Consider the following 24,201-nt stretch of genomic DNA (forward strand, 5'->3'; position numbering starts at 1 on the left):
AAAGAAAAATCATAGAAATCTATCAGGATAACTCAAGCTTCTCCAACCTGGCCATTAACGGCGGGTGGGAGTAATTCACAAATACATGCAATGGGTGAGGATTAATCTGTGTCAAGGTTTTGACAGAAAGGGTTTTGAGCGCACTGGCTAACGGTTCTCCAGCGTAAGTCTCTTTGGCATAGCGGTCTGCTTCAAACTCATTCTTTCTACTTAATATATTTATCCCAATTCCCAAAAAGGTTGATATGGGAGAAAACAGCAATACAAATCCTATCAGGTTGAGATGCACTGCTACCCTTTCACCTCCCAGTGCTTGACTGATTGCTCCGCTGTTCACAAACAAAGACAAAACAAACAGCATCACACCTACTTGAAGGACACTCAGCACCATGCTTTGAAGGATGTGCTTTTTCTTATAATGGCCAATTTCATGCGCCAATACCGCCACCAATTCTTCTGTCGTATGCTGATTGATCAAAGTGTCATACAGTACAACTTTCTTTTGTTTTCCAATTCCTGAGAAGAAAGCATTGGCTTTCGTTGACCGAGTACTACCATCAATGACAAAAACATTCTCCAAAGAAAAGTCCACCGAATGGGAATAAGCCATGATACTTTCTTTTAGTTCACCTTCTCCCAAAGGGGTCAACTTATTGAAAAGAGGTAAAATCCATGAAGTATAAAACATATTCAGCAGCACCATAAAAAAGGCAGCCACGGCCCAGAAATAGAGCCAAAATGATGTCCCCAACTGATCGATCAACCAAAGCAACAAGGCCAACAACCCTCCACCAAGAACAATCCCAAGCGCATAGCCCTTCAACTTGTCCAGCACAAAAGTCTTATTGGTAGTTTTATTAAAACCAAAATCCTCTTCAATCTTAAATGTATGATAGTAGTCAAAAGGCAGTGACAATAGGTCTGATGCAATAAAAAGCAAACCAAAGAAAATCAAAGATTGCCATATGGGGTTTTCCACCCAACCACTTACCCAAGTATCCAAAGCGCCAAAAATCCCCCAAAAAATTAAGACCAAGGTCACCAAAAATGAAAGTAAGCCTGTAAGCAGGCTGAAACGATAATTTGTCTTTTGATAAGCTTTTGATTCTTTTAATTTCTCTTGGTCCAGATGACTGACAAGTGTTCTTGGAACAATGGGCACCTTTTGGTTTACATTCAACCAACTTGTCCACTTATCAAAAAAGAAACCGGCCACTATCAAGCCGATCATCAGGTATTTCAATCCTTCTGCGCTCATGCGGCAAATCTACTAAAATTTGGGACAAGGCAGCAAGGTCTCTCGCAATCGTGGCGCTCCAGGGTTACGGTCTGGAAATCGGTAGGAAATACTGATTTCATGCGCTCCACCTGACTGAATTCCTAACTGAGACACCGTATAATCAAAACTATAGCCAATATCAAGTCCAGTTGGAAGGCTGACACCCAGTAGCATAACCAAAGCATCCCGATTACTTTCACTGTTTAGGGGCTTATAAGGAAGTCCTCTATACCATAATCCAACAATAAGAGGCTCCGCATACAAGTAAGCTCCCATGTCCAATTGTTCAAATGGTCCTTGTCTTTTGTAGTTTAGGGTAGGCACAAAATACCTTTGTCTATAGGTATGGGTAAAATCCCTTTTCATGGCTCCATGTCCCAATGAAATCCGATAACCGGCATGTGCCGAATATTTTCTAGGCAGTAAACTTTCATCCTCCAAAAACGATTGATTGGGTTGATTGATATGATGGACAGATGCACCAAACCAAAGGTTTTCTGTAAAGAGCAAACCACCAAATGATAGAGACAGCATATTCACAGGTTCTCCCAAGCCGGACAAGTCTGTATTTCCCGGTAAAATAGGCCCAAAAGGATCTTCAGGATTGATTTGATTTGCAAAAACGAGGTTTTCATAATAACCAATATCCCGACGAATATAACTTGCTTGAAATCCCGGGCGGAAGTAGACTGATTCGCCAATCCTCAATTCATAAGAGTAAATTCCAGAAATAGTCAAAGACCTCAAATCCGCAGCCCCCTCCACATCGTTCATAATCATAAGACCAAAGCCGCTGTTGTATTGTTCAAGAAAGGTATCCGCATATACGGAAAAAGTATTGAACTGGGCATCCAATCCGGGCCATTGGCTTCGATAGTTAGCCCCGATACGTGTTTGTAAATCTGAACCCGCAAAAGCCGGGTTTAAATATAGTGGCGCTGCATAGTACTGACTATATTGAGGATCTTGTCCAAAACTATTGCCAGTAGAGAACGTTAATGCTAAAGCGCAAAAAACTAAATATATATAAGACCTAAACAAATATTTGTTCGTTTATTTGAGTAATATAAGCATATAAACGAAACCTAAGGAAAAGGTGTTTACTGCAGCCCGTAAATTATGAAAAGGACTCCTATTTACATAAATTTCAGATTGATTTATATTTTTTTCCTGATATTTTTGTGCCCTTCCATTTACAACATAACTCACGCTCAGGGCTATAACAATAACGAATGGATTTTTGGTTACTGTGGACCTGGCACCGAAAATAACTACATTTCTTTCGGTAAAGGTGGCTCACCCAATGTAAATACCCTTCCCGGCAATGTGGTGGTCGGCCAAAACAATAATGCGATCGCTATCAACCCTATTACTGGAGAACCACTGTTTTACACCAACGGAGAACTGGTTTATAATTACCTCAACGAACCCATACAAGGAGCCCCTAATGGTATCAATGGGAATTTTGATGGCAGTCAGACAGTGGCTATTTCTCCACTTAACTATGACCCAGAGGGAGAACAAACTTTTTACACCTTTTACATCAGTCCAAGTGGACAATTGCAATACGCTGTCATGGACATGAATGCCCAAGGTGCCGCTCCTGCCAACTCACCACCAGCTGGAGAAGTAACCAGCCTTGATCAAAACATTGGAACAGCTTCAGGTGCTATCGCAGTAGTCAAAACACCAGACTCCCCAAGCTATCTGATCAGCTATGAAAACGGGCAGCTGGTATCTCGTGAAATCACGGATATTGAGGGTGATTTTATTGAAACGGACAATACAAGCCTTCCTATCACGCCAGGAAGAATCATTTTTGATGAAGCCACAGGTACCCTGATCCTGATTCCTGAAAATCCTGAAGATGCTATTTACATTTCCAATTTTGATACAGGATCTGGAACATTTACTACGCCAGCGCCTATTGCAGAATCACCAGGTATTGTTTCTAATACACACGGTGGTGCAACTGTCTCCCCTGACGGGAATTATATTATTTATTCTCAAGGTGACAATATACTAAGGGTTCCCATCAATGACTTAAATGCACCAGCAGAGCAACTACCTGTCCCTCCAAGTTCATTGGAGCCTGTCCAGCAAATTCATGATATCAAGGTAGGACCTGATGGACAATTATATTATATCTACCAAGAGCCCAATAACGACGCCTTTTATGTGGGCACCATAGAAAACCCTGACGAAGAAGAAATAACCGAGGTTATCGTTGACGCTAACCCTTTTGATGGCACAGATTTCTGTGGTGGTATTTTTCCTTCATTTGCACCCAACGCAGATATAGATGTCAATGTGGATTTCACTTGGTCTCCAACAATGCCATGTATGAACAACCCTCTTCAGTTGACTTCTACTTTGACTCCACCGAATATCCCAATTGAGTCCTATGAGTGGGAGATCAGTCCTCCCCCTGTGGATGAAGATGGTGAAGAAATTGAAATGGACCTGACAGAGGAGCACTTACTGATTCCTGCTGCTGCCACAGGAGAACAAAACATCACTGTAACCTTGACTGTGACCTTGGCAGATGGAAGCACCGAAACAGTTTCCTACCCGATCACTTTTACTGAAAACAACTTACAGGCGAGCTTTACACCCTCTGACACCACCACTTGTTTACAATGTCTGGATCTCAATGAAATGCTGGAAGTGCAATCCAGTGAAGAAGGCCAAGGCGGTGGCTCTGGCGGTGGTGGCGGAGGAATTGGTATTCCAGGCACTGGAGGAGGACAAGGGGGAGGTGGCAGTGGCTCTACCTATGAGTATTTCTGGTCCAATAAAAAAGAAGATGGTTGGATTCCTGAAGGAGCCAATGAAGTCTGCGAGCCAGGCACTTATTGGGTTTTGGCCCGTGAACCTGGTTCTACTTGCTACGTCTATGCAGAAACCACTATCAAAATGTGGGACCCTGTGGCCAATGAAAAAGTCAATGACCAAACCAATAACATATGGTACTTCGGGAATGGAGCTGGGCTGGACTTTAACCCTGACCCAGATAACCCCGACGGTCCTTTGCCAAGACCTGTTGAGGATCCTGGTTTCACCTGGGACATTCCAGCAGGAACCACTACTATTTCTGATCAGGCTGGCCAGGTGCTTTTTTATACCGATGGACAAACCGTATGGGACTTAAATGGCAATGTTATGCAAGATGGGGATGACATTGGAGGAGATAACTCATCCGCTCAAAGTGTCATTGCTGTCAAAGTACCACAGGAACAAACTCTATATTATCTCTTTACCACAGAGTCTTCAGATGGAGGCAGTAATACCGTTAAATTCTCTTTGGTGGACATCAAAGGAGAAAACCAGCAAGGCGTGGGCAGTGTGGTCAGCAGTGATAACTTCCTATTTAGTCCTGGCACAGAACAGTCCGCAGCTATTGCCTCTGGAGACACCACTTGGGTCATGTTCCATGAACTCGGCAACAATACTTTTAGGGCTTACCCAGTCACCTCCGAAGGTGTTGGTCAATCTGTCAACAGCTCAGTAGGAACTGACCACGGTTTTAGCTCAGGAGTAGGTTCCATGAAATTCAGTCCTGACGGGGAAAAGTTAGCCGTAACCATTGTTGATGAAAGTGGATGTAGTGTTGTGGATGTCTTTGACTTTGACGAAAGTACTGGTGAGCTCACAGAATACGCCACTTTCGACTTGGGATGCGATGATGAAGTCTATGGCCTTGAATTTGGCAGTGACAGCAACAAGGTTTTTGTTTCCTATAAAAACGGAAAAGGTATTGAAGAATTCCCGATCAGTGGTACTGAAATTGATGAAGACGATGGCAGCACCAGCACCTGCCCTGACTGTTTCCAAAGTGCCAGTACCCAAGACGAAATCGAACAATGTATTCTAGCTAACAGATCAGTACTCTCTGGAAGTACCGGTGGAACGCTTGGAGCCTTACAAATGGGGCCTGATGGACAAATTTACGTCTCTGTCGTAGGTGCTCCACAAGTAGGCCAAATCCAGCCAGGAGCTGACTGCAACAATAGCACCTATAATCCACAGGGTCCCGTCACCAACGGAACCAATAATTTAGGCCTTCCCTCCTATGTTCAAAACTCTGGCAGCAATGTGCCTGACCCTGAAATTTCGGGCCCAGAAAGGCTTTGTTTGATCGAAGGTGAGGCGCTTGCAGAGTTTGAGGGAGCCGGAGAACCAGATATTGATTTTTACAATTGGGTAATCACTGATAGTGACGGACTTGAAGTATTTACTTATGCTGGTGAAGGTGACGATTTCCAGCTAATGGAATATGCATTTGACTCGGCGGGTTTATACACGGTTAGTTTGGATGTGGAAAGATGCGGCAATCCAGAATATTACCGGGGCAGCATGGAAATAGAGATCGTTGCTCCACCTGAACTCACGCTACAAGATGATATCACGCTTTGTAGCGGAAACACAGTTACCTTGACAGCCATTGACGGGTATGACCCCAATGAAGGGTTATACAATTTTGAATGGATAAACTCCGCTGGTGAAATCTTAGGGGACAGCACTTCCAATTCCATTGATGTCACAGAGGAAAGTATTTATACCGTCACGGTTAATCATGTGATTCCTGCGGATGCTGATTCCACTTTCCAATCTTGTCCTGCCACTGCTTCAGTATTTGTTGGTCCAGCATTTGACTTTGAGGTCAATCAGGATGCGGAGTCATCCTGTTATGAAGAGAACTACATCATCTTTGCTCCTGATACACCTGTGAGCGGCGAATGGTCCTACCAGCTACAAGGCAGTAACGATACACCAACAATTTTGGGCGAAGGTTATGAGTGGGAAGTCAATGTAGAAGAACTTCCTGGCCCTGGGACATATGATATTATTTTCCGAGCAGATGACCCTATATTGCCCGGTTGTGTGGTCGAAAAAAGAGTAGAACTACTGGTATCTCCATTGCCAGAACTTACCACCAATGTGATCAGCACCGCAACTGATTGCGCCACTCCAGATGGCAGCTTTGAATTCACCATGCTTTCAGATGCAGACACCGTAACTGTAGTAGAAACAGGTGAAGTATTCTTGGATGTCACCGAAGGACAGACCATTGGACCAATAGCAGACCTTTTGCCAGGCATCTACACCATAACTGCTGTCAATGGAGGCTGCTCATTTACAGAGACTGTAAGCATAGACAATAAAAATCCTCCGGCAGGATTTAGTTATACCATTAGCGTTAGTCCTGAATCTTGTGGACCAACGGGAGTAGAAAATGGCAGCATCAGTATTGTTCTGCAGGGAACTCCTAACACAGGGTCCTATGTCATTACCAGAGAAGACGATGGCGAGCAGTTTACGGGGACTATCAATGGTGAAGCGAATGTTTCTTTGGAAGACGGAACCTATGCAGTGGAAGTTTCAGACGCCGCAGGCTGTGCGGTGCCTGATCCTCAAAATTACATTATCGAAAATCAAGGCTTGGTGGCCTTCAGTGTTCCGAGTAATGCCATTGCTTGTGAAGTGTTTTATTTCGCTCCTGAACCAGCCAATGGAGTCAACTACACCATCACCGGGCCTAACGGAAGTATACTTACCCCACAGCCTAATGATCTATATGTCATGGATCAGGAAGGCGTGTATACGATTGTAGGCGAAGACCCAAATGGTGTTGAATGCCCACGAACACGGGAAATGAACCTGACCCTTACCAATCAGGTTGAATATGAATTGGCGGATCCAATATTTGATTGTGAAAACGGGGTTCGGTATTTGGCTGAACTTGGGGCTAACTTTAATGAAGAAGATTATAATTTCCTTTGGAGGAATACAATAGGCGAAATTATTGGCAGGGGTACTTCTTTTGTTCCGAACAACCCTGGAGATTATTCTTTGGATGTTCAACCCAAGGTAGGTGCAGGTTGTCCTAGACCTCCAATTGAATTCACGGTAGAGCCATTTACCAATAGAGTTCCCGTAGAACTGGTTCTTGACGCCGGCATCTGTTCAAACAATCCAACAGGAACGATTCAAGCTGTGTTTACGGCACCTGAAAACTCCAATATTGAAACGGCATGGTTTACGGTAGACGAAGATGGAATAAATATACGCCTTCCTGAATTTGATGGTATGACCAGCATTCCCGTTACCCAGGAAGGGACTTATAGGGTAAGGCTTATCAACGAGTCCTATGGCCAGCTTTGTAGTGTAGGTACTGACAGAATAGACGTGCTGAGCTCTGATGCTGTCTCCCCTGTCTTACAACCTAGCTACACTATCTGCGCTGTTGAAGGGGTAACGGAAACTTTGGATTCTCTTGGTAATTGGGAGGAGTACGAGTGGTGGCTGGAGGATGAGCTGATCAGTACTGAGTCCACCTTCACCCCAACCTTACCAGGAAATTACACCCTTTTTGTGACAGACGAGGCAAGCTGTAGCTTTGCAGTCAGTTTCGAGATTATTGAGGACTGTGCCCTGCAGATCACTACTCCCAACGCATTGATTCCGGGAGATGAAAGCAGAAACTTCATTGTCTATGTCAATGACTTCGTAGATGAAATCAGTGTCTTGATTTACAACCGTTGGGGAGAGCTCATTTATCACTGTATAGAAGAAAATGTACCAGAGAATTCGCCTTTCTGTCAGTGGGATGGCTTGGTCAATGGGAAAAAAGTCCCTGTAGGAACCTATCCCGTAATAATCAAGTTTAAAAGCCGAGACCAAGCCTTAGAGCAAACCATCAAAAAAGCAATAGTAGTAATAGAATAAATATGATCGCATTAATTTCTCCAGCCAAAACGCTGGATATGAGTACAGCTGATGTGCCCACAGCCACTCAGCCAGACTTTAAAACTGACATCAAAGCATTGGTATCATTGATGAAAAAAAAGTCAGCTTCTGATATTCAAAAACTGATGAAAGTGAGTGAAAATATCGCCCAGTTGAATGAAGAAAGATACCGCACTTTCAACAAAGACTTCACGTTGGAAAACTCCAAGCAAGCCCTTTTAGCCTTTAAAGGGGATGTCTACCGAAGCATGGATGTGGATAATTATACAGAGGATGATCTTGTCTTTGCCCAAGATCATTTAAGAATTCTTTCAGGTCTATATGGCCTACTCAAACCAATGGACCTGATCCAACCGTACAGGTTGGAAATGGGCATTAGCCTAGAGAACAAAAAAGGAAAAAACCTTTATGAATATTGGGGCACTAAAATCTCCAAGGCCATCAATGCAGCAGCCCAGGGAGAACCTATCATTAACCTGGCCTCTCAGGAATATGCCAAAGCCGTTGATAAAAAGGCATTGAAGTCCCGCATCATCCATGTCAATTTCAAGGAACACCGAGACGGAAAATATAAGGTAATTGGAATTTTTGCCAAACAGGCTAGAGGGATGATGGCAGACTATATCATCAAAAACAGGATAACTGATCCAGAAAAAATCAAACTGTTCAATGCTGAAGGTTATGAATTTTCTGCGCCCCAAAGTAAAGAAAACGAGTGGATCTTCGTTAGGTAATCAGTTCCTCATAACAAGATCATGAGCCATCAGTAGCTAGATTTTGCTGATGGCTTATTTATGTTCCAAAAGCCATATGAAAAAACATTTAGTCCTTTGGTTTCTGATTGCTTTATTTTTTAGTTCTTGCGCAGCATCCAAGCACCAATCTGCCCGTGTCGAGCAAGGAATGGCCAGCTACTATGCCGATAAGTTCAATGGCAGAAAAACAGCCAGTGGAGAAAGGTATCAATCCGGTAAAATGACTGCAGCACACCGGAGTTTACCCTTTGGCACTATTGTTCAGGTCAAAAACTTAAAAAATGGGAAATCCGTCAAAGTACGCATCAATGACCGAGGACCATTTATCAGAGGGCGAATTATTGACCTTTCCAAAAAAGCGGCAAGGCAATTGGATATGATCCAAGATGGCGTTGTACCTGTGGAGATAAGGTACTAATACTAAAAAAGGCTGCCTCCAAAGAAGCAGCCCCTACAGTTAATCGTTACTTTGTCTTATCATTTATGGTTCCAATGCTTTAACACCAGGAAGCACTTTTCCTTCCATGTGCTCCAGCAAAGCACCTCCACCGGTAGAAACAAATGAAACTTTTTCTCCAAAGCCAAATTTGTTTACGGCTGCAGCAGAGTCACCTCCACCGATCAAGCTAAACGATCCTCCTTCAGTAGCTTCTACCACTGCCTCCGCTACTGCTTTGGTACCTTTATCGAAACTTTCCATTTCAAACACTCCCATCGGTCCATTCCAAAGAATCGTCTTGGAGTTTTTGATGACGTCAGAGAACAATTTACGAGTCTCAACTCCGATATCAAGCCCCATCCATCCATCAGGAATTTCACCGCTTTTGGAAGCACCTTGCTCGGCATCATTCGCAAATTCTTTGGATGTAATATTATCAACAGGCAAATAGAGGTTCACTCCTTTTTCCTTGGCTTTGGCTTCCAATTCTTTGGTCAACTCCATCTTATCAGCCTCCAACAATGAATCACCAATAGATCCACCTTTGGCTTTGGCAAAAGTATAAGACATCCCGCCACCGATAATCAGGTTATCCACCTTATCCAACAGCTTCTCGATGATCAAAATCTTATCAGAAATCTTCGCTCCTCCCATGATTGCCGTGAAAGGTCTCACAGGGTTTTCCAATACCTTATCTGCATTCTCCAACTCAGAAAGCATCAAGTAACCGCAAACTTTATCATTAAAGAATTCTGCCACAATGGCTGTGGAAGCATGGGCACGGTGAGCTGTTCCAAAAGCATCATTGACATAGATGTCTCCTAAAGAAGCTAGCTTACCAGCAAAATCTTTATCTCCCTTGGTTTCTTCAGGGTAAAATCTCAGGTTTTCAAGTAACAAAACTTCTCCACCCTTAAGAGCTGTTGCCAACTGCTTTGCTTCAGCACCAATACAATCAGGTGCAAATTTCACCGGTCTGTCCAATGCCTTTTCCAAATCAAGCAAAATATGCTTTAGGGAAAACTTATCTTCAGGTCCGGTTTTAGGCCTTCCCAAATGCGACATCAAAACAACAGATCCTCCATCATTCAAAATTTTGTTGATGGTGGGCAGGGCTGCCTGGATTCTGGTATCATCAGTAACCTTTAAATCCCCATCCAAAGGCACATTAAAGTCTACTCTAACTAGGGCTCTTTTACCCTCAAAACTAAGGTTGTCAACAGATTTTATCCTACTGTTCATGGTTAAATAGGTTTTATATGATTTTTCTAAAATTCTATCTCGCTGAGGCTCTTCTCAAACGGTCGTTGATGGCTTTCCCGAGCCCCTTTTCCGGAAGCTCCTCGGACAATATCACATTGACATTTTGATTGTCCAAATACCTCATGCAGGCAAATAGGTTTTGTGCTGCCTCCTGAAAATCCCCTTCCTCACTTAGCACCCTTTGATCTTCAGGATCTACCTGATCAAAAAGCTTAGTAAAGCTTAATACGCCAAATTTTTCCCCTTTGTTGAGGTAATGAGGCACCAACTGGTCCAAATCCCCCAATACAAAAGGAATGCGTGGGGCATAATGGCTTTTCAGCATGCCTGGTGACTTGGGATTACTACTGGATTGTGGTAAAATAAGGACATTTCCTACTACCTTTTTGATTTCGGAAACTTCCACTCCTCCTAGTCGGTAAATAATAACCTGGCCGTCTTCTACGCCCACAATGGTACTTTCCAAACCTACTTGACATGGACCTCCATCCAAGACATACTGGATTTTTCCGTCAAGCTGATCGACCACATGGCTGGCTTGGGTAGGACTAATATAACCAAAAGGATTGGCACTAGGAGCGGCCAATGGAAAATCAAGTGATAAAAGTAATTTTCTCGTCAAAGGATGGCTAGGCACCCTTACCGCTACCTGATCCAAACCACTGGTCACTAAGTCTGGTACAATGGATTTTTTTGGAAGTAAAAGCGTCAATGGTCCAGGCCAAAACCCCTGAGCCAATTCTTTCAATTCCGGTAACAGCTCCGTGGTGTAGTCACTGATCTGCTCAATACTCCCCGTATGAACAATCAATGGATCAAAACTAGGTCGGTTTTTAGTTTCAAATATCTTACTGACAGCATCTGGACTTAATGCATTTCCAGCCAAACCATATACTGTCTCTGTAGGGATTCCTACCAACTCACCCGCTTCAAGGAGTTGTTTTGCTTTGCTAATATCCTTTCCGATTGTTGTCATCAAGATGCTGTATCACAAAATTCATCAATCCATTCCTTTGCACCAGTGTAGCCTAACTTTAAGGCTGTCTTAAGATGCATGCAGCCTTCCTCTTTTGTATTGGTCAGGCTCATTTCTGTAACCCCCAAAAGATAAAACGCTGCCCCATTTTGATCATCCAACTCCACGGATCTGTGCAGTGAATTGATCGCCTCCTCGGGGTTATTGTTGCCGATAAGTGCTTTTCCTCGGTTAAAGTGGGTAAGGGCCTGACTGGGGTCTACTTGAAGTGCATTGTCAAAATCCAAAATAGCATCTTCATAGGCCTCCATTCCCAAAAGGGCCAAACCGCGATTGTAGTAAATATCTGTTTGGTTCGGGTCTAGAGAACTGGCTATATTATAGTTAATAACCGCTTGCTTAAATTCTTTTTTCTCCAAATAAGCATTGCCTAAATTCAGGTACGGCTTATAAGAAGTAGAATCTTTTTCCATCGATGTCTTAAAAGAAGCTATAGCAGCGTCCCAATTCTCTTGTTCAAAAAATGCTACTCCCTTTGCATTATGGGCTTCTGTGTTGTCGGGATTGATTTCAATAACTTTATCAAAATAAGTAATTGACTCTTGATAATTCCCCGACCTTAATTCCTTGACTCCTCTATCATAAAGCTCTTGCTCTGAGGGAGAACACCCCATCAACAGCCCGATCAACAAAGGAAGTAATATTATTTTTCTCACTTTTAGTAATTTTTCAGACAAAGATAAGAATTATAAGCGATATCGCAGTCTTTTTGCCTGATCTTTACCAAATACACAATCTCTTTGTCGCTTAGGCATTTCTTTCAGAAACAGATTTGATAAAATTAGACCTGTTCTTTTGAGCAAAAACCAAGCCTAAAGTGGTTTTGTTGTTAATAAACAAATTCTGACTTACTGGTCTTTTCTAGCATTCTCAGGATTGACTCATTGCCAGCAACCACATCAGGGACTGTTTCATAACTTACCCATGCCAAATCTTTACTTTCCTGGCTTATGGTCAAGGGCTCGTCCATGGCCGCTTCAATCAGAAAACGTACATCATAATGATAGTGCTGAGGGTCTTTAGCATTGGCGGGAATAATGTGCTTGTCAATATCAAAGATATAGCTGTCCACCAATTTCAGGGAAATCAGCCCACTCTCTTCTCGGGCTTCTGTCATGGCAACCTCCATTAAGTTTTCATTCCCATCAGCATGACCACCTAATTGCAGCCAGCGATTCAACTTTCTATGATGGGTCAACAAAGCATGGGTGCGTGTCTTGTTGACAATCCAGGCGGATGCCGTAAAATGTCCTTCATTTCTTTCTCTCAGAAAGGCTAGCGGATCTTCGGTAAGCGCAACAAACTCCTCTACAAAATTTTTCTCTTCCTCAAATGGTGTCCGGTAGCTTTTCAGTATTTTTTTTAGTCCTTCTCTATTCATATAAATTACTGGGGGTTAAATATTGCTTCTATAAAGGCATCAAATGATCGGGCCTTGGTGTACAGCCGGTCAGAATAAACCGTGACCAAGATTTTTATCATTTGAGGTTGGTGATTGACCGACACCTTTTCGATAGCAACATTCCCAAAAAGTTGGTCGGTCTGATCTGCTTTGAAGGTTGCTTTGGGCTTTAGGTACTGTTTCTCGGTGATATTGACTCCGGGATCCCTTTCCTGAATGGTCCGGTCCAAACTCACCCTTTCATATCCTAAATCTACGATTCGCTGGCCAAAAGCAAAGAAAAGTTGCGAAAAAGTTTTCGTTTTTAGGGGCAAATCGTACAAAATCGCTATTCCATTGGCATAAGGCGAGCGAAATACATGCATCTCAGGAGTAATTTCCTCTCCAGTTTTTTGTAGATGATAGTTCTTATAGATCATTTCAAAGATAGACCTCCCCTCTTCTGAAGCCATCCAATCCTGTATTTCAACTGCCTCACCATCAGCTTGCGAAAAGTTTTCTTTATGGGTATAAGTCTCTCCGTTTCCGGGAAATAATTTCTTAAGAATAGTATCAACAAATTTCATTCAGTATTTCTCTTTATTCTACCATCAGCTAAACTGATGATCAACCCTTCATCTTCCATTTCTCTCAACGTCAAATGAGCCTGTTCATCATCACTAGCCAAATTGGCCTTAGCCATTAGTTCCTCGTATGTAAACAAACTCCCTGCGTTTAAAGTTTGCATCAATCTCTCTTTGAGTTTGAAACTATGTGAGGCAAGATGTGAAGATCGTTTCTTATCTAGACAAACATCACATACGCCACAATCCTCATCATTCTCTTCTCCAAAGTAAGTCAAAATCTGCTGGGTACGGCAAAGCAGGTTGTTTTCAACATACGCTACCATCGCCTTGGCTTTCTCTATACTGTTCTTCCTTCTTTCGTCAATTCTTTTGACATTCAAAGGCAATCTGCCTGCATCATGCCTAGGTGTGAGAAGGGTTACCTGAGGTTTGTCCTTTTTCTTGTTATAGGCAGCTATCCCTAAGGTCTCCATCCTTTCCATCAGGCTGACCACTTGACTTTCGGGCATATTGAGCATTGCCCCGATTTTATCTTCACGGATCTTGAGGTACTCTGTAAATAACTCTCCTCCATACATTCTCAACAACACTTTGATCAATGGGTCCAATGATGCCTGGGCTATTTGATAAGCGTACAACTCACTTTGATTCACCAAAAAGTGCAAAGTACTGGGACTGTAAAAACCTTCACTAAGCTCCACCAGCCCTTCTTCTTGAAGCAACTTGATAGCATTATACGTCAGCAAAAGGTCCAGGTTATATATATCCGTAAAGGTTGTAATTTCAAAATCATAACTTACCATCAAACTACTCCCTACGGCTATGCGGTAGTAGTTGGCCAAACTCTGGTAAACCCGCTTGATAAATTCCACAGGAGGATAGGCCTGCTCGGCCCTTTCTTGCAAAAGCTCCATATCCCTATCATGATAGAGGATTACGGCAAAAGCCTTCCACTCATCTCTCCCTGCACGACCCGCCTCTTGGTAATAGTTTTCAAGATTTTCCGGCATATCCACATGAACTACCAGGCGGACATCAGGCTTGTCAATCCCCATCCCAAATGCATTGGTGGCCACCATCACCCGGATTTTATTCAGCTTCCAATCCTGCTGTCTGGCCTCGCGGACCGATTTGTCCAAGCCAGCATGGTAATAGGTGGCAGAAATACCCAATTGATGCAGGGCAATCGCCAATTCCTTGGTCGCCTTGCGACTTCTCACATACACAATTGCCGAACCACTGACCTTCTGAAGAATTTCCATGGCTTTCTCCAACTTATTTTCCGCCTTTCGGACAGCATAAGACAGATTCTTTCGCGCAAAGGACTTTACAAATACCTGAGGATCATCAAGCTGTAATTTTTCAATGATATCCTCCTTAACCTTCAGGGTGGCTGATGCTGTCAGGGCAATAAAAGGTACATTAGGATGATAACTCCTCAACTCCGCAATTTCCAAATAGGGAGGCCTGAAATCATAACCCCACTGCGATATACAATGTGCTTCATCAATGGCAATGAGATTGACATTCATCCTTTTGAATCGCTCAATGAACAAATCTGTCTTTAAACGCTCAGGAGACACATATAAAAACTTATACCCACCGTAGATGCAATTATCCAAAGTGGTATCTATCTCCCGTTTTCTCATTCCAGAATAAATGGCCGTGGCCAAAACACCCCTTCGGCGCAGGTTATCCACCTGGTCTTTCATCAGGGCTATCAGCGGACTGACCACCACACAAATCCCCTCCTGCATCAAAGCCGGCACTTGGAAGCAAATGGATTTTCCACCACCTGTGGGCAGCAATGCCAAAGTGTCTTTTCCAGCCGCTACAGAAAGTACAATATCCTGCTGCATAGGCCTGAAATCATCATAGCCAAATACTTTCTTAAGAACGGATAATGCTTGGCTTTTCAACTTACCACTGGATTTTTTTCTTCTCTAAAAATGCGGCAATGCCTTTCTTACAGTCCTCGGAAGCACGGGCCCTAGCATTCATTTGGGCAGCATAATCAAGGGCATCTTCCAAAGGCATTCCCTGCACCTTGCCGATCATTTCTTTGGTCAGAGCCATCGATGAACCCGAGTTATGTTCTACAAAATGATTTGCCAACTCCTGCACTTTCTGATCCAAATTTTCAGGTTCTATCACCGCATTCACCAGGCCTACAGATACTGCCTGGGATGCCTCTATCAATTCTCCTCCCAATAATAATTCCTTGGCTTTCCCTTCTCCCAACTTCCTCAACAAAAATACCAACACCATCGCAGGCACAAAACCAATTTTCACTTCTGTATAGCCTAATTTGGCTTGAGGGGCAGCATAAACAAAATCACATACAGAAACCAAGCCACAACCACCGGCTAAAGCATGTCCCTGCACCTGAGCAATCACCAATTTTGGAAAATTATAAAGTCGATAAAACAATGCCTTTAAAAGCTGACTGTCCTGTAAGTTTTCCTCATAGGTGTTTGTTTGCATCTTTTTGATGTCCTCCAAATCAGCCCCACTACAAAACACCTTACCCTCTGCTTTGATAATGACAACCTTGACCGTATTGCTTTGCTCGAATACATCCAATGCCCCTTGAATCCCTTTGACCATGGCGGCATTCAAGGCATTACGTTTTTCAGGTCTATTTAAAATAATATAGCCCAACCGGTCCTTTTGTTCAAGTTTGACTTGGTCTTCCATATTTATTGGTGCTTGGATAGTTGAAGATAGGTGTGGAAAACTGATCTTCCAAACAAATGATTTCATCACTTCAAAATTAAACGGTATGCGAATTGGTTAAGCAAAAGACTATCAGCGAACTCCCGTTCAATCCATTCTCCATTTTCAAAAGCAGCCATACTTTTCACTCCCACCCCGGCTACAATTAGTTTACCATCCACTCTCATAAGTTTCCCGCCATTCGGCAGAAGCACCATTTCAGAGTTTGCTTTTTTCTGTCCCATTAGCTGGAATTCAGTCAATGGCTGCATGGCTTCTCTTTGAGGTAAAACATGGTAGTTGATATCTTCTACTGACTTCGATGATTGGTAACTGTAAAGGCTTTTACCTGCATAAAAATCTACTGCAAAGTCTTCATTCTTCAAGGCATATACATAAACTTCCTGATTTTTACTTTTATATCCTAGCCAGGGCCAAACCACCAAAAAGGCCATCATTAGTGTCAACCAGTAGGCATATTGTTTTTTTCTTTGGGAAAGCAATAAGTAGGTACAGGCTAATATTCCCCAAATCAGCAGGATGCTTCCAAAGTCTAGAAAAATCCTTTCCGTTTGGGCTAATGGCAAATCCTGGAAAAGAAAAATTAGATAGTTCAAGCCCTTAAGCAAATGCTCCAACAAGTAAGAAAGGGGCAGTAGAAAAACACCGAAAGTACTCAAAACCATAAAAGGAAGCCCGACTGACATGACCAAAAAAGCTCCTGGAATAGCCACCAAATTAGATAACAAAAAATAATTGGGAAATACATGAAAGTAATACACAGATAAGGGAAAGGTCGCCAATTGAGCTGCAATACTTACAGTGGTGATCTCCCAAACATAGAAAACCAGCCTGTTTTTGGGCAACCAAAATGACACCAGCAAAGGTTGCAAAAGCAGAATCCCAACCATAGCAGCATAAGACAATTGAAAGCCTACTTCAAAAATTATAAAAGGGTTAAAAGCCATCAAAATCAAAGCAGAGAGGGCCAAGGAATTAAAAATAGAGGGACTACTAGACCTCATTTGAGATAAGGAAATCAAAGTAAACATCGTTGCCGCTCGAAGGACTGAGGGAGACATTCCAGTCAGTAGGGCATATAACCAGACCAGGAGAATCACAGCGGTTAGAAGTAGAATTTTGCTCACCCGCTTAAGGTTAGAAGGCTTGAAAAACAAGAAAAAGACCCCATATATCATCCCCACGTGCAAACCAGAAACAGCCAAAATATGCATGGCACCAGCAGTCACATATGCCTCACTTACCTGCTCCTCCAACTGGGATTTTTGTCCTACCAATAGCGCTTGGGCTACCTGTCTCGCTCGGTCATCTTCAATCTCTTGATCTATTGCACTTGTGATACTTTTCCGCAAACTCAAAATATTTTGCTGAAGCCCATTTTCCTTTGAGTCCCCTAACCTAGTAACCTCTTTGCCTATAAACTGGCGATGGTACACTTGCTTATTGGCCATAAATTTTTGGTAGTTAAACTCCTTTGGATTCTTAGGGGCTTCAATGAGTTGTGGAGCTCCTTGTAGCACCAAGATTTGACCAGGCATCAGCGGTTCCTCCAAGCGGTGATACACCAGCACCTCTCCTATTGCCTTCTTCCACTCATCTTTATTTTTCACAAAATACACAGTAAGCCGATTCCCTATAGAGTTGGCCTTTTGCTCATCATATTCACTCACTACTGCTATATAAGCATCCACCTCTTTGAAATTACTTAAGTGTTCAGGCTGATTTGTGGCCACTTTGTGATCACAAATTAGAATCCCGGAAAGAAAAAGTAAGACATAAGACAAAAAGGGAAAAAGTACTTTAAAACGGTAAGATCTTTTAAAAGTATTAATCAATTGCATCAAGATATAAACCAACATCAAAAAGCATAAGACACCTCCCATGAATACCATTACAGGTATGTCGGCAAAAAAAGGATAAACTACTACGCCCAAAGCATAAAAAATTACATAGCGCAAAAAAGGATATTCACTGAACTTCATTACTATATTAAAAAGTAAAGAAATAAGGTAGCAAATAACTGGTAAACAATCAAATAGAAAAGGGCTCCTTAGATAGGAACCCTTTTCTATAATTTATTTATGATTAGCATTTACAAAAGATCCTTCCGAACTCTTGTACTAATTTCATTGATCTACTGTTGATTAAAATCGATATCCAATGCTTACACCTGCATTGATTTCTACTGCAGAAAAACGATCTGTCACTTCTTGACTAAATCCCCTGGCAATATTGACATATGGAGCAATGGCAAACTTGTCTCGTTGCACCCATTTGTAACCTACCCCAATCCCCAGCATCGCACTGTTCATGTCTGTCACAAAAGGTTCATCAGGCTCTGTAAAGTCTCCAAATCGGTATTTAAAAAAGGGATAAACATATAAGCTTGCTGGATCATAATCATTCAGAAAGTAAAAATTGTAGGACACCAAAATACTGTTGGTATTATATTCTTTGCCATTTCCTTGACCATTATAACCAAAACGGTCATTGATCAGGTATTCCACTCCGATGGATTGATCCCGATCCACAAAATACTCATACCCAATCTCTACAGACCCTTGGACGATGGTATTTAGAATATTCAACTTAATCTCATGTTGGTTATAATCGCTCTCAGTCTGCGCACTGGTATGAAAGGCTAGGCCCAACAAAAACATCAAAAGAGTATACTTTTTCATCATGTTACTTAAATCAATTAAAAGATAATTAAAGGTAAATTTATTGATACGACTTGCTTATAGGTGTAAAACAACCTCCCTACAACTCACAAATATCGCTCCATTTTGTAATGTAGTATATCACATTCACTAAAAATGTCCCCTATTTTTTGGAAACCGAATTTGGCATAAAGTGGAACCGCGTCTAATTGGGCATGCATATACAATAGCTTATCCACCGCCTCAGGAGTAGCGGCAATATCATCTATTACAGCTTTGACCAAAGCTTGCCCTACACCCTTTCCTCTTGCCTGCTTTAGCACTGCAAACCGTTCTAATTTAATCCCTTTATTGGTAAATCTCCACCGAGCGGTTCCTGCCGGCTTCCCATCCAACATCGCAAAAAAATGGGTTGAGGTCTTTTCATACTCATCGTATTCTTCTTCCGGAGCTACCTCTTGCTCCTCCACGAATACTTTTTGCCTGATGTCAAAAATAGTTTCTAAATCAGTCTCCGTTTTGACCTTTCTGACGATTCTGCTCATTTTTAAACTGTTCCTTTTGCAATTCATCTGTATCGTAGGCCGCTATGATGGACTTCACCAGTTTGTGTCGGATCACATCCTTGCCACTGAGCTGCACCACTCCGATTCCTTTGACATCTTTCAATACCCTCAAAGCTTCTCTTAAACCAGATTTTTGCTTACTGGGCAAATCCACTTGGCTTTGGTCACCATTGATGATTACTTTGGAGTTGGGGCCCATTCTGGTCAAAAACATTTTAATTTGTTCCCTGGTGGTATTCTGCGCCTCATCCAATAACACAAAGGCATCATTCAGGGTCCTTCCTCGCATATAAGCCAAAGGCGCAATCTCAATAACCCTGTTTTCCTGATAAAATTTCAACTTCTCCGGAGGTACCATATCTCCCAAAGCATCATAGATCGGCCGTAAATAGGGATCTAATTTTTCCTGCAGATCCCCCGGCAGGAATCCTAGATTCTCACCAGCTTCCACTGCAGGGCGTGTAATAATGATCCTTTTGACCTCCCTGTTTTTTAGCGCCCTTACTGCCAAGGCCACTGCGATGTAGGTCTTTCCAGTACCAGCAGGCCCAAGAGCAAAAACAAGATCATTCTTAAAAGCAGCATCAACCAGCTTACGTTGATTAGCAGACTTTGGCTTAATGGCCAAGCCTTTATTACCAAATACAATTACATCATTTTTACGGTCTTCCTCAAAAGGAACCCCTTCCAAGTCAATATACTCCTTCACATTCTCGGGAGTCACTTGACCAAAACGATTAAAGTGCTGAAGCAGCATGTTCAAAACGTCATTGATTCGGATGATCTCAGGAGCCCTGCCCTGAATTCGAATTTCATTTCCGCGGGAAACAATTTTGCTTTTTGGGAAAGCCGCAGCGATTTGCCGGATATTCTCATTCTCGGTACCGAGAAAATCCAAAAGCGGAATATTTTCTAAAGTAATTACCTTTTCTACCAATCCGTTATTTTGTATTTAGCGATGTTAGATTATTCTTACAAGAATAAAATTTCTATTTTTGTTACTCTTACAAAAGTACAAAATTTTAATTGACTTCGTTCCATGGCCCTAGTAACATTCCTGTCTGATTTTGGAGATTGTGATTATTATGTACCTGCAGTAAAAGCCAAGATGTTATCGATTAACCCCCAGCTCAATATAGTGGACATCACCCATCATATTGAGACTTATGATATCGCCCATGCTGCTTTTGTGCTAAGGTCCGTTTACAAGGATTTCCCAAAGGGAACAGTTCACTTAGTGGCCATCAATAGCACCAGCAATATGACGGCTGGCTATATCGGCATCAAGCTAGAAGAACATATTTTTATTGGCCCTAATAATGGAGTATTGAGCATGTTGGCAGATTATGACCCAGGGATTGTGGTGCAATTTGCAGATATCCATATCAAAGACAGCACTTTCCCTGCTAAAGACATCCTTGGCCCCATTGCCGCTAAGGTAGCCAGTGGTGCGGCTATCCATGATTTTGGGGGACCTTTGAAGAATATCAAAAAGATGATGCCCCGACAGATCAAAGCCACCAAAAGACAAATCGTGGGCCATGTACTTCGCGTAGACAATTATGGCAATTTGATCACCAATATCCCCAAGGATGTATTCAACAAACTTAATCCCGGTAAATTCACCTTAGAGTTTAGCCGTGAGGTTTTGACCGAAATCCAAAACTCCTATGACAATGTAGAGCCCGGGGATTGCTTTGCCTTTTTTAACAGCCTTGACTTTCTGGAAATCGGGATCAACCATGGACATGGTGCGGACTTATTGGGCTTAAAATATGATAGCCCTGTGATGATCAATTTTGAGCAAATTGAAGAGTAATAAATAAGGAAGTTAGACACTAAGCACCCCTTGTTTGTTTTATGAGGTCATGGAAAATCTTTAAACTTGATGGATATAATAAGTTTTTAAAAAAAATATTTAATTCGATTCATTTATTTTCCACAAAACCCAACTTCCTTCAACAACATGATTTACAATAATTTAATAGAGCAAAAACTTCTTGTTCTTTAAAAATCTCTACGTCAATCCTCAAAAAAATAACAAGAAGTAAGCTCAGGGTATTGCATAGAAAAAAATCTTTGTCCATATTTGCATCCCGTTCAGGAAGGAACGGAATCAAAACAAGCCCAGGTGGCGGAATTGGTAGACGCGTTGGTCTCAAACACCAATGCCTTCGGGCGTGCCGGTTCGACTCCGGCCCTGGGTACACAAAACCCCTTCAGATGCAAATCAGAAGGGGTTTTTCTGTTTTCGGACAAACCATTGACAAACGACGTAGAATTTTTCTGGATTACCGGGATTACATCATATTTCTAGAACGAGGAAAAAATTAGGTACAAGCTAAATAATAAATTAGGGTTCCAAGCCTACGCAGGGTACAAAGACTTGGAACCTTGTGGTTTAGTTATGGGGCGTGATTACGAAAACCCTACCATCTAGTGGGGAGGCTCCCAAATCAAGCGTATAAAGGAACTCAGCCTTTCACCTTCCCTACTGACAGGAATCCCTCCTACAATTCCGACCATCAAATGATCCGCAATTCCTACGCGCATCTGTGGGCGAAGGGTCATATTAAAATCATTTTCCTCAAAGGTCTTATTTACCTCCATTCCAATGAAGTTCCTAGTACCGGGAATCATATAATGGAAACTTGTATTGACATCATAGGCATAATGCCAATCTTTTGAATTAAAGTCCTGCCCAATGACAGGACCTGTGTACACCAAGGAGTGATAATTCCTGCACCATCGTTTGGCTACCACCAAAAAAGGATTGTACACATTTCCAGTAATCAAGGGATTTCCAAAGCTTCCAAAATCAGAAAGTTCAAACTCATTGATATACCCCAGGGCCATAGATGTAGCCATTTTCTCGTTCACAAAAAAGGACCACTGGGCTGCCACCTTTACACTATTTAACCTATTGGAAGGGACTTCTCCCTGTTCCCTTTTCGCACCGGCAGTAAAAAAGGTAAAAGGCAATTCCACCTCCAAACCTAACCTATCTACGGGCGCCCATTCGTACTCTATCAACGCTTCATAACTGTCATAAGAAAGGTTGTCCGTTAGTCCAAGGCCCAAATTCCACTCTCTTTCACCTTTTCGTGCCCCAAGATCCCTAATTAAGTCTATATATAGTGGCTCTGCATGCAAGACCTTGGCAGGAGCTTTCTGCTCTTCTACTTCTTGAATAAAAAGACTATCCCGCTCTGCTTCGGAAACTTGAGCCCAAGCAGGGGCTGTGGATGCCAGCAATAACATTGGCACCCATTTATTTAAAATGTTCATTTTTAAATGGTTGGTTGAAACAATAAATTCTATCGATCACCTATTGACTGATCGACCCTTGCGATTATCCAAACAAACCAAAGTCAGGCGGGGGGGTATCTATCCTAAAAAAGCCACTTTTTAGCTGCCCGTTATGAGCAGGAAAGTGTAATTTCAGCTTTATGTACAATAGTGGTATTTCATAAAAATTGTGGTGAGAATTCAGGACACATTCCAGCTTCCCAATATTTTTCTGGTTATGGTCCTCTGCGTCTGGATCATCATACTCAGGGATAGCGTTTTCAAAACCCAATATTTTTTCAACAAAAATCTCCACTAAACTTTCCTGGTCATTGAAAGTCAAATCCTCTGGCACGTAATTAGGGAAAGGGTCTGCGGCATCCACACTGATATTCAGCAAGTACCAGCCCATCAGTCCCCAAAGGAACCTCAACCATGCGCTATTTCTCAATTTAGAGATCACCCTGTAAAGGTATGTGGTTTGTGGAATTTTCAGCTAGGCATTTATGACAATGTTCAGCTAATATCCCAAAAAACATCTACTTCTTGAAATGTAAGGGAAAAACTTGGTCAATAACCATCCCCATCCATATATGAATACACATCTAATGATTGGGGAAGCATATAGGATGACAGACAGGAAGGAGTGGTGGTTGAAGTAAAAGTCCCACAAACCTGAATTAGAAAAGCATACCTCTACATCTGGGATTTACATATTTGCAAGTATGCACGACTTTATATACCCATGGTTCCTGTTTCCACCTTTCCTGCTCGTTTGTAATTGGCTAAAATCACTCCCTTGGTTGTGCTGCTGCATTCAGTCAAAGTAAATGCAGCGGGTATTACCCCTTCACTGAAAAGCTTTTTACCTTTCCCTAAAGTTAAAGGATGAATTTTTAGTCGAAGTTCATCTACCAAATCCTGTTTCAACAGCAACTGGATAAGCGCTGCACTTCCCCATACTTGAATATCTTTTCCTTCAGTTTCCTTAAGCTTTTGGAGATCAACCAAAGACTTTAGAAATACCGTATTTTTCCAATCAGACTCCATCCTGGTACCAGAAAATACGTATTTGGTCCCCTCGTTGATTTCCGGCCAAAAATCTGAATGTGCTGGCCAGTAGTTTTCCCAAATTTCAAATGTCAACCGTCCTAAGAGATAGTCCACCTTTTCGGCCAACTCCCTCCCTACAGCAGCATCATATGCTTCATCACTGTAAGGGGCCACCCACCCTCCAAAATCAAATCCATCAGCCCGGTCTTCTTCCGGCCCGCCCGGTCCCTGAATGACGCCGTCCAAGGTAACCATTGATAAAACTATTATTTTTCTCATGTATGTATTGTTTGATTTCAAAGTTCAATCTCCTCAAAAACACACAACTATCCAGTGTGGGAATGCGACAATCTCAGGGGTTCAATTCGCCATGTTCAGCTAACCTATTATTTATTGTAAAGATTTAGA

20 protein-coding genes and 1 tRNA gene are annotated in these 24,201 nt (G+C 42.3%); 5 read left to right on the plus strand and 16 right to left on the minus strand.

Translation table 11 applies throughout. The features are described 5' to 3' along the window. Nucleotides 1-22: 22 nt before the first annotated feature. Nucleotides 23-1,258, minus strand: a complete 1,236-nt coding sequence (locus JL001_RS01550; protein ID WP_200974371.1) for a M48 family metallopeptidase — start codon at nt 1,256-1,258, stop codon at nt 23-25. A gap of 12 nt (nt 1,259-1,270) precedes the next feature. Next, nucleotides 1,271-2,320: a type IX secretion system membrane protein PorP/SprF gene (locus JL001_RS01555; RefSeq protein WP_200974372.1), complete on the minus strand. Its 1,050-nt coding sequence runs from the start codon at nt 2,318-2,320 to the stop codon at nt 1,271-1,273. Between the two features lie 78 nt (nt 2,321-2,398). On the opposite strand from JL001_RS01555, the gene JL001_RS01560 reads away from it, so the two are divergent. From JL001_RS01560 to JL001_RS01570, 3 genes are all read left to right on the plus strand, one after another. Beyond that, complete coding sequence (locus JL001_RS01560; protein ID WP_200974373.1) at nt 2,399-8,008, plus strand: gliding motility-associated C-terminal domain-containing protein; 5,610 nt, start codon at nt 2,399-2,401, stop codon at nt 8,006-8,008. Nucleotides 8,009-8,010: 2 nt separating this feature from the next. Next, nucleotides 8,011-8,763, plus strand: a complete 753-nt coding sequence (yaaA, locus tag JL001_RS01565; protein WP_200974374.1) for a peroxide stress protein YaaA — start codon at nt 8,011-8,013, stop codon at nt 8,761-8,763. 76 nt (nt 8,764-8,839) lie between these two features. Continuing rightward, entirely contained in the window at nt 8,840-9,202 is a 363-nt protein-coding gene (locus JL001_RS01570) for a septal ring lytic transglycosylase RlpA family protein (RefSeq protein ID WP_200974375.1), read from the plus strand. Between the two features lie 63 nt (nt 9,203-9,265). On the opposite strand, the gene pgk is transcribed toward JL001_RS01570, so the two are convergent. From pgk to JL001_RS01625, 11 genes are all read right to left on the minus strand, one after another. After that, nucleotides 9,266-10,465 (minus strand): phosphoglycerate kinase, encoded by a 1,200-nt coding sequence (pgk, locus tag JL001_RS01575; RefSeq protein ID WP_200974376.1) that lies wholly within the window; start codon nt 10,463-10,465, stop codon nt 9,266-9,268. A 34-nt stretch (nt 10,466-10,499) separates the two neighbouring features. After that, the gene (locus JL001_RS01580; RefSeq protein ID WP_200974377.1) at nt 10,500-11,462 is read right to left on the minus strand and encodes an L-threonylcarbamoyladenylate synthase; all 963 of its coding nucleotides are present in this window, start codon (nt 11,460-11,462) and stop codon (nt 10,500-10,502) included. Further along, on the minus strand, nt 11,462-12,178 hold the full coding sequence (locus JL001_RS01585) for a tetratricopeptide repeat protein (RefSeq protein WP_236252667.1): 717 nt from the start codon (nt 12,176-12,178) through the stop codon (nt 11,462-11,464). Before JL001_RS01585 ends, JL001_RS01580 begins: the two co-directional genes overlap by 1 nt. Nucleotides 12,179-12,351: 173 nt before the next feature. Further along, on the minus strand, nt 12,352-12,903 hold the full coding sequence (locus tag JL001_RS01590; protein ID WP_200974378.1) for an NUDIX hydrolase: 552 nt from the start codon (nt 12,901-12,903) through the stop codon (nt 12,352-12,354). Nucleotides 12,904-12,908: 5 nt separating this feature from the next. Next, nucleotides 12,909-13,490: a hypothetical protein gene (locus tag JL001_RS01595; RefSeq protein WP_200974379.1), complete on the minus strand. Its 582-nt coding sequence runs from the start codon at nt 13,488-13,490 to the stop codon at nt 12,909-12,911. Continuing rightward, the gene (locus JL001_RS01600) at nt 13,487-15,409 is read right to left on the minus strand and encodes an ATP-dependent DNA helicase RecQ (protein ID WP_200974380.1); all 1,923 of its coding nucleotides are present in this window, start codon (nt 15,407-15,409) and stop codon (nt 13,487-13,489) included. Before JL001_RS01600 ends, JL001_RS01595 begins: the two co-directional genes overlap by 4 nt. 1 nt (nt 15,410) lies before the next feature. Beyond that, nucleotides 15,411-16,187 (minus strand): enoyl-CoA hydratase/isomerase family protein, encoded by a 777-nt coding sequence (locus JL001_RS01605; RefSeq protein WP_200974381.1) that lies wholly within the window; start codon nt 16,185-16,187, stop codon nt 15,411-15,413. Nucleotides 16,188-16,252: 65 nt separating this feature from the next. Then, complete coding sequence (locus JL001_RS01610) at nt 16,253-18,208, minus strand: ComEC/Rec2 family competence protein (RefSeq protein WP_200974382.1); 1,956 nt, start codon at nt 18,206-18,208, stop codon at nt 16,253-16,255. Nucleotides 18,209-18,370: 162 nt separating this feature from the next. Continuing rightward, complete coding sequence (locus JL001_RS01615) at nt 18,371-18,910, minus strand: DUF3575 domain-containing protein (RefSeq protein WP_370567346.1); 540 nt, start codon at nt 18,908-18,910, stop codon at nt 18,371-18,373. Between the two features lie 83 nt (nt 18,911-18,993). Then, on the minus strand, nt 18,994-19,431 hold the full coding sequence (locus JL001_RS01620; RefSeq protein ID WP_200974383.1) for a GNAT family N-acetyltransferase: 438 nt from the start codon (nt 19,429-19,431) through the stop codon (nt 18,994-18,996). Further along, entirely contained in the window at nt 19,394-20,389 is a 996-nt protein-coding gene (locus tag JL001_RS01625) for a PhoH family protein (protein WP_200974384.1), read from the minus strand. Before JL001_RS01625 ends, JL001_RS01620 begins: the two co-directional genes overlap by 38 nt. Nucleotides 20,390-20,491: 102 nt before the next feature. Here JL001_RS01625 and JL001_RS01630 point away from each other — a divergent pair, with 102 nt between their 5' ends. Next, nucleotides 20,492-21,271: an S-adenosyl-l-methionine hydroxide adenosyltransferase family protein gene (locus JL001_RS01630; protein ID WP_200974385.1), complete on the plus strand. Its 780-nt coding sequence runs from the start codon at nt 20,492-20,494 to the stop codon at nt 21,269-21,271. Nucleotides 21,272-21,577: 306 nt separating this feature from the next. Further along, a tRNA-Leu gene (locus JL001_RS01635) sits at nt 21,578-21,659 on the plus strand. Between the two features lie 229 nt (nt 21,660-21,888). On the opposite strand, the gene JL001_RS01640 is transcribed toward JL001_RS01635, so the two are convergent. The 3 genes from JL001_RS01640 to JL001_RS01650 all read right to left on the minus strand — a co-directional run bounded on the left by JL001_RS01640 (nt 21,889) and on the right by JL001_RS01650 (nt 24,072). Then, complete coding sequence (locus JL001_RS01640) at nt 21,889-22,740, minus strand: HAEPLYID family protein (protein WP_200974386.1); 852 nt, start codon at nt 22,738-22,740, stop codon at nt 21,889-21,891. A gap of 64 nt (nt 22,741-22,804) precedes the next feature. Further along, nucleotides 22,805-23,203 (minus strand): hypothetical protein, encoded by a 399-nt coding sequence (locus JL001_RS01645; protein WP_236252668.1) that lies wholly within the window; start codon nt 23,201-23,203, stop codon nt 22,805-22,807. A 272-nt stretch (nt 23,204-23,475) separates the two neighbouring features. Then, nucleotides 23,476-24,072: a dihydrofolate reductase family protein gene (locus JL001_RS01650; RefSeq protein ID WP_200974387.1), complete on the minus strand. Its 597-nt coding sequence runs from the start codon at nt 24,070-24,072 to the stop codon at nt 23,476-23,478. Nucleotides 24,073-24,201: the final 129 nt, after the last annotated feature.

Origin of the sequence: Echinicola sp. 20G, from assembly GCF_015533855.1 — a bacterium.
Lineage (GTDB): Bacteria > Bacteroidota > Bacteroidia > Cytophagales > Cyclobacteriaceae > Echinicola.

Coding starts and splice junctions, on each gene's coding strand:
- JL001_RS01550 (WP_200974371.1), bottom strand. CDS start 1,258: ATGAGCGCAGAAGGATTGAAATACCTGATGATCGGCTTGATAGTGGCC.
- JL001_RS01560 (WP_200974373.1), top strand. CDS start 2,399: ATGAAAAGGACTCCTATTTACATAAATTTCAGATTGATTTATATTTTT.
- yaaA (WP_200974374.1), top strand. CDS start 8,011: ATGATCGCATTAATTTCTCCAGCCAAAACGCTGGATATGAGTACAGCT.
- JL001_RS01570 (WP_200974375.1), top strand. CDS start 8,840: ATGAAAAAACATTTAGTCCTTTGGTTTCTGATTGCTTTATTTTTTAGT.
- pgk (WP_200974376.1), bottom strand. CDS start 10,465: ATGAACAGTAGGATAAAATCTGTTGACAACCTTAGTTTTGAGGGTAAA.
- JL001_RS01580 (WP_200974377.1), bottom strand. CDS start 11,462: ATGACAACAATCGGAAAGGATATTAGCAAAGCAAAACAACTCCTTGAA.
- JL001_RS01590 (WP_200974378.1), bottom strand. CDS start 12,903: ATGAATAGAGAAGGACTAAAAAAAATACTGAAAAGCTACCGGACACCA.
- JL001_RS01595 (WP_200974379.1), bottom strand. CDS start 13,490: ATGAAATTTGTTGATACTATTCTTAAGAAATTATTTCCCGGAAACGGA.
- JL001_RS01605 (WP_200974381.1), bottom strand. CDS start 16,187: ATGGAAGACCAAGTCAAACTTGAACAAAAGGACCGGTTGGGCTATATT.
- JL001_RS01610 (WP_200974382.1), bottom strand. CDS start 18,208: ATGAAGTTCAGTGAATATCCTTTTTTGCGCTATGTAATTTTTTATGCT.
- JL001_RS01615 (WP_370567346.1), bottom strand. CDS start 18,910: ATGATGAAAAAGTATACTCTTTTGATGTTTTTGTTGGGCCTAGCCTTT.
- JL001_RS01620 (WP_200974383.1), bottom strand. CDS start 19,431: ATGAGCAGAATCGTCAGAAAGGTCAAAACGGAGACTGATTTAGAAACT.
- JL001_RS01630 (WP_200974385.1), top strand. CDS start 20,492: ATGGCCCTAGTAACATTCCTGTCTGATTTTGGAGATTGTGATTATTAT.
- JL001_RS01640 (WP_200974386.1), bottom strand. CDS start 22,740: ATGAACATTTTAAATAAATGGGTGCCAATGTTATTGCTGGCATCCACA.
- JL001_RS01650 (WP_200974387.1), bottom strand. CDS start 24,072: ATGAGAAAAATAATAGTTTTATCAATGGTTACCTTGGACGGCGTCATT.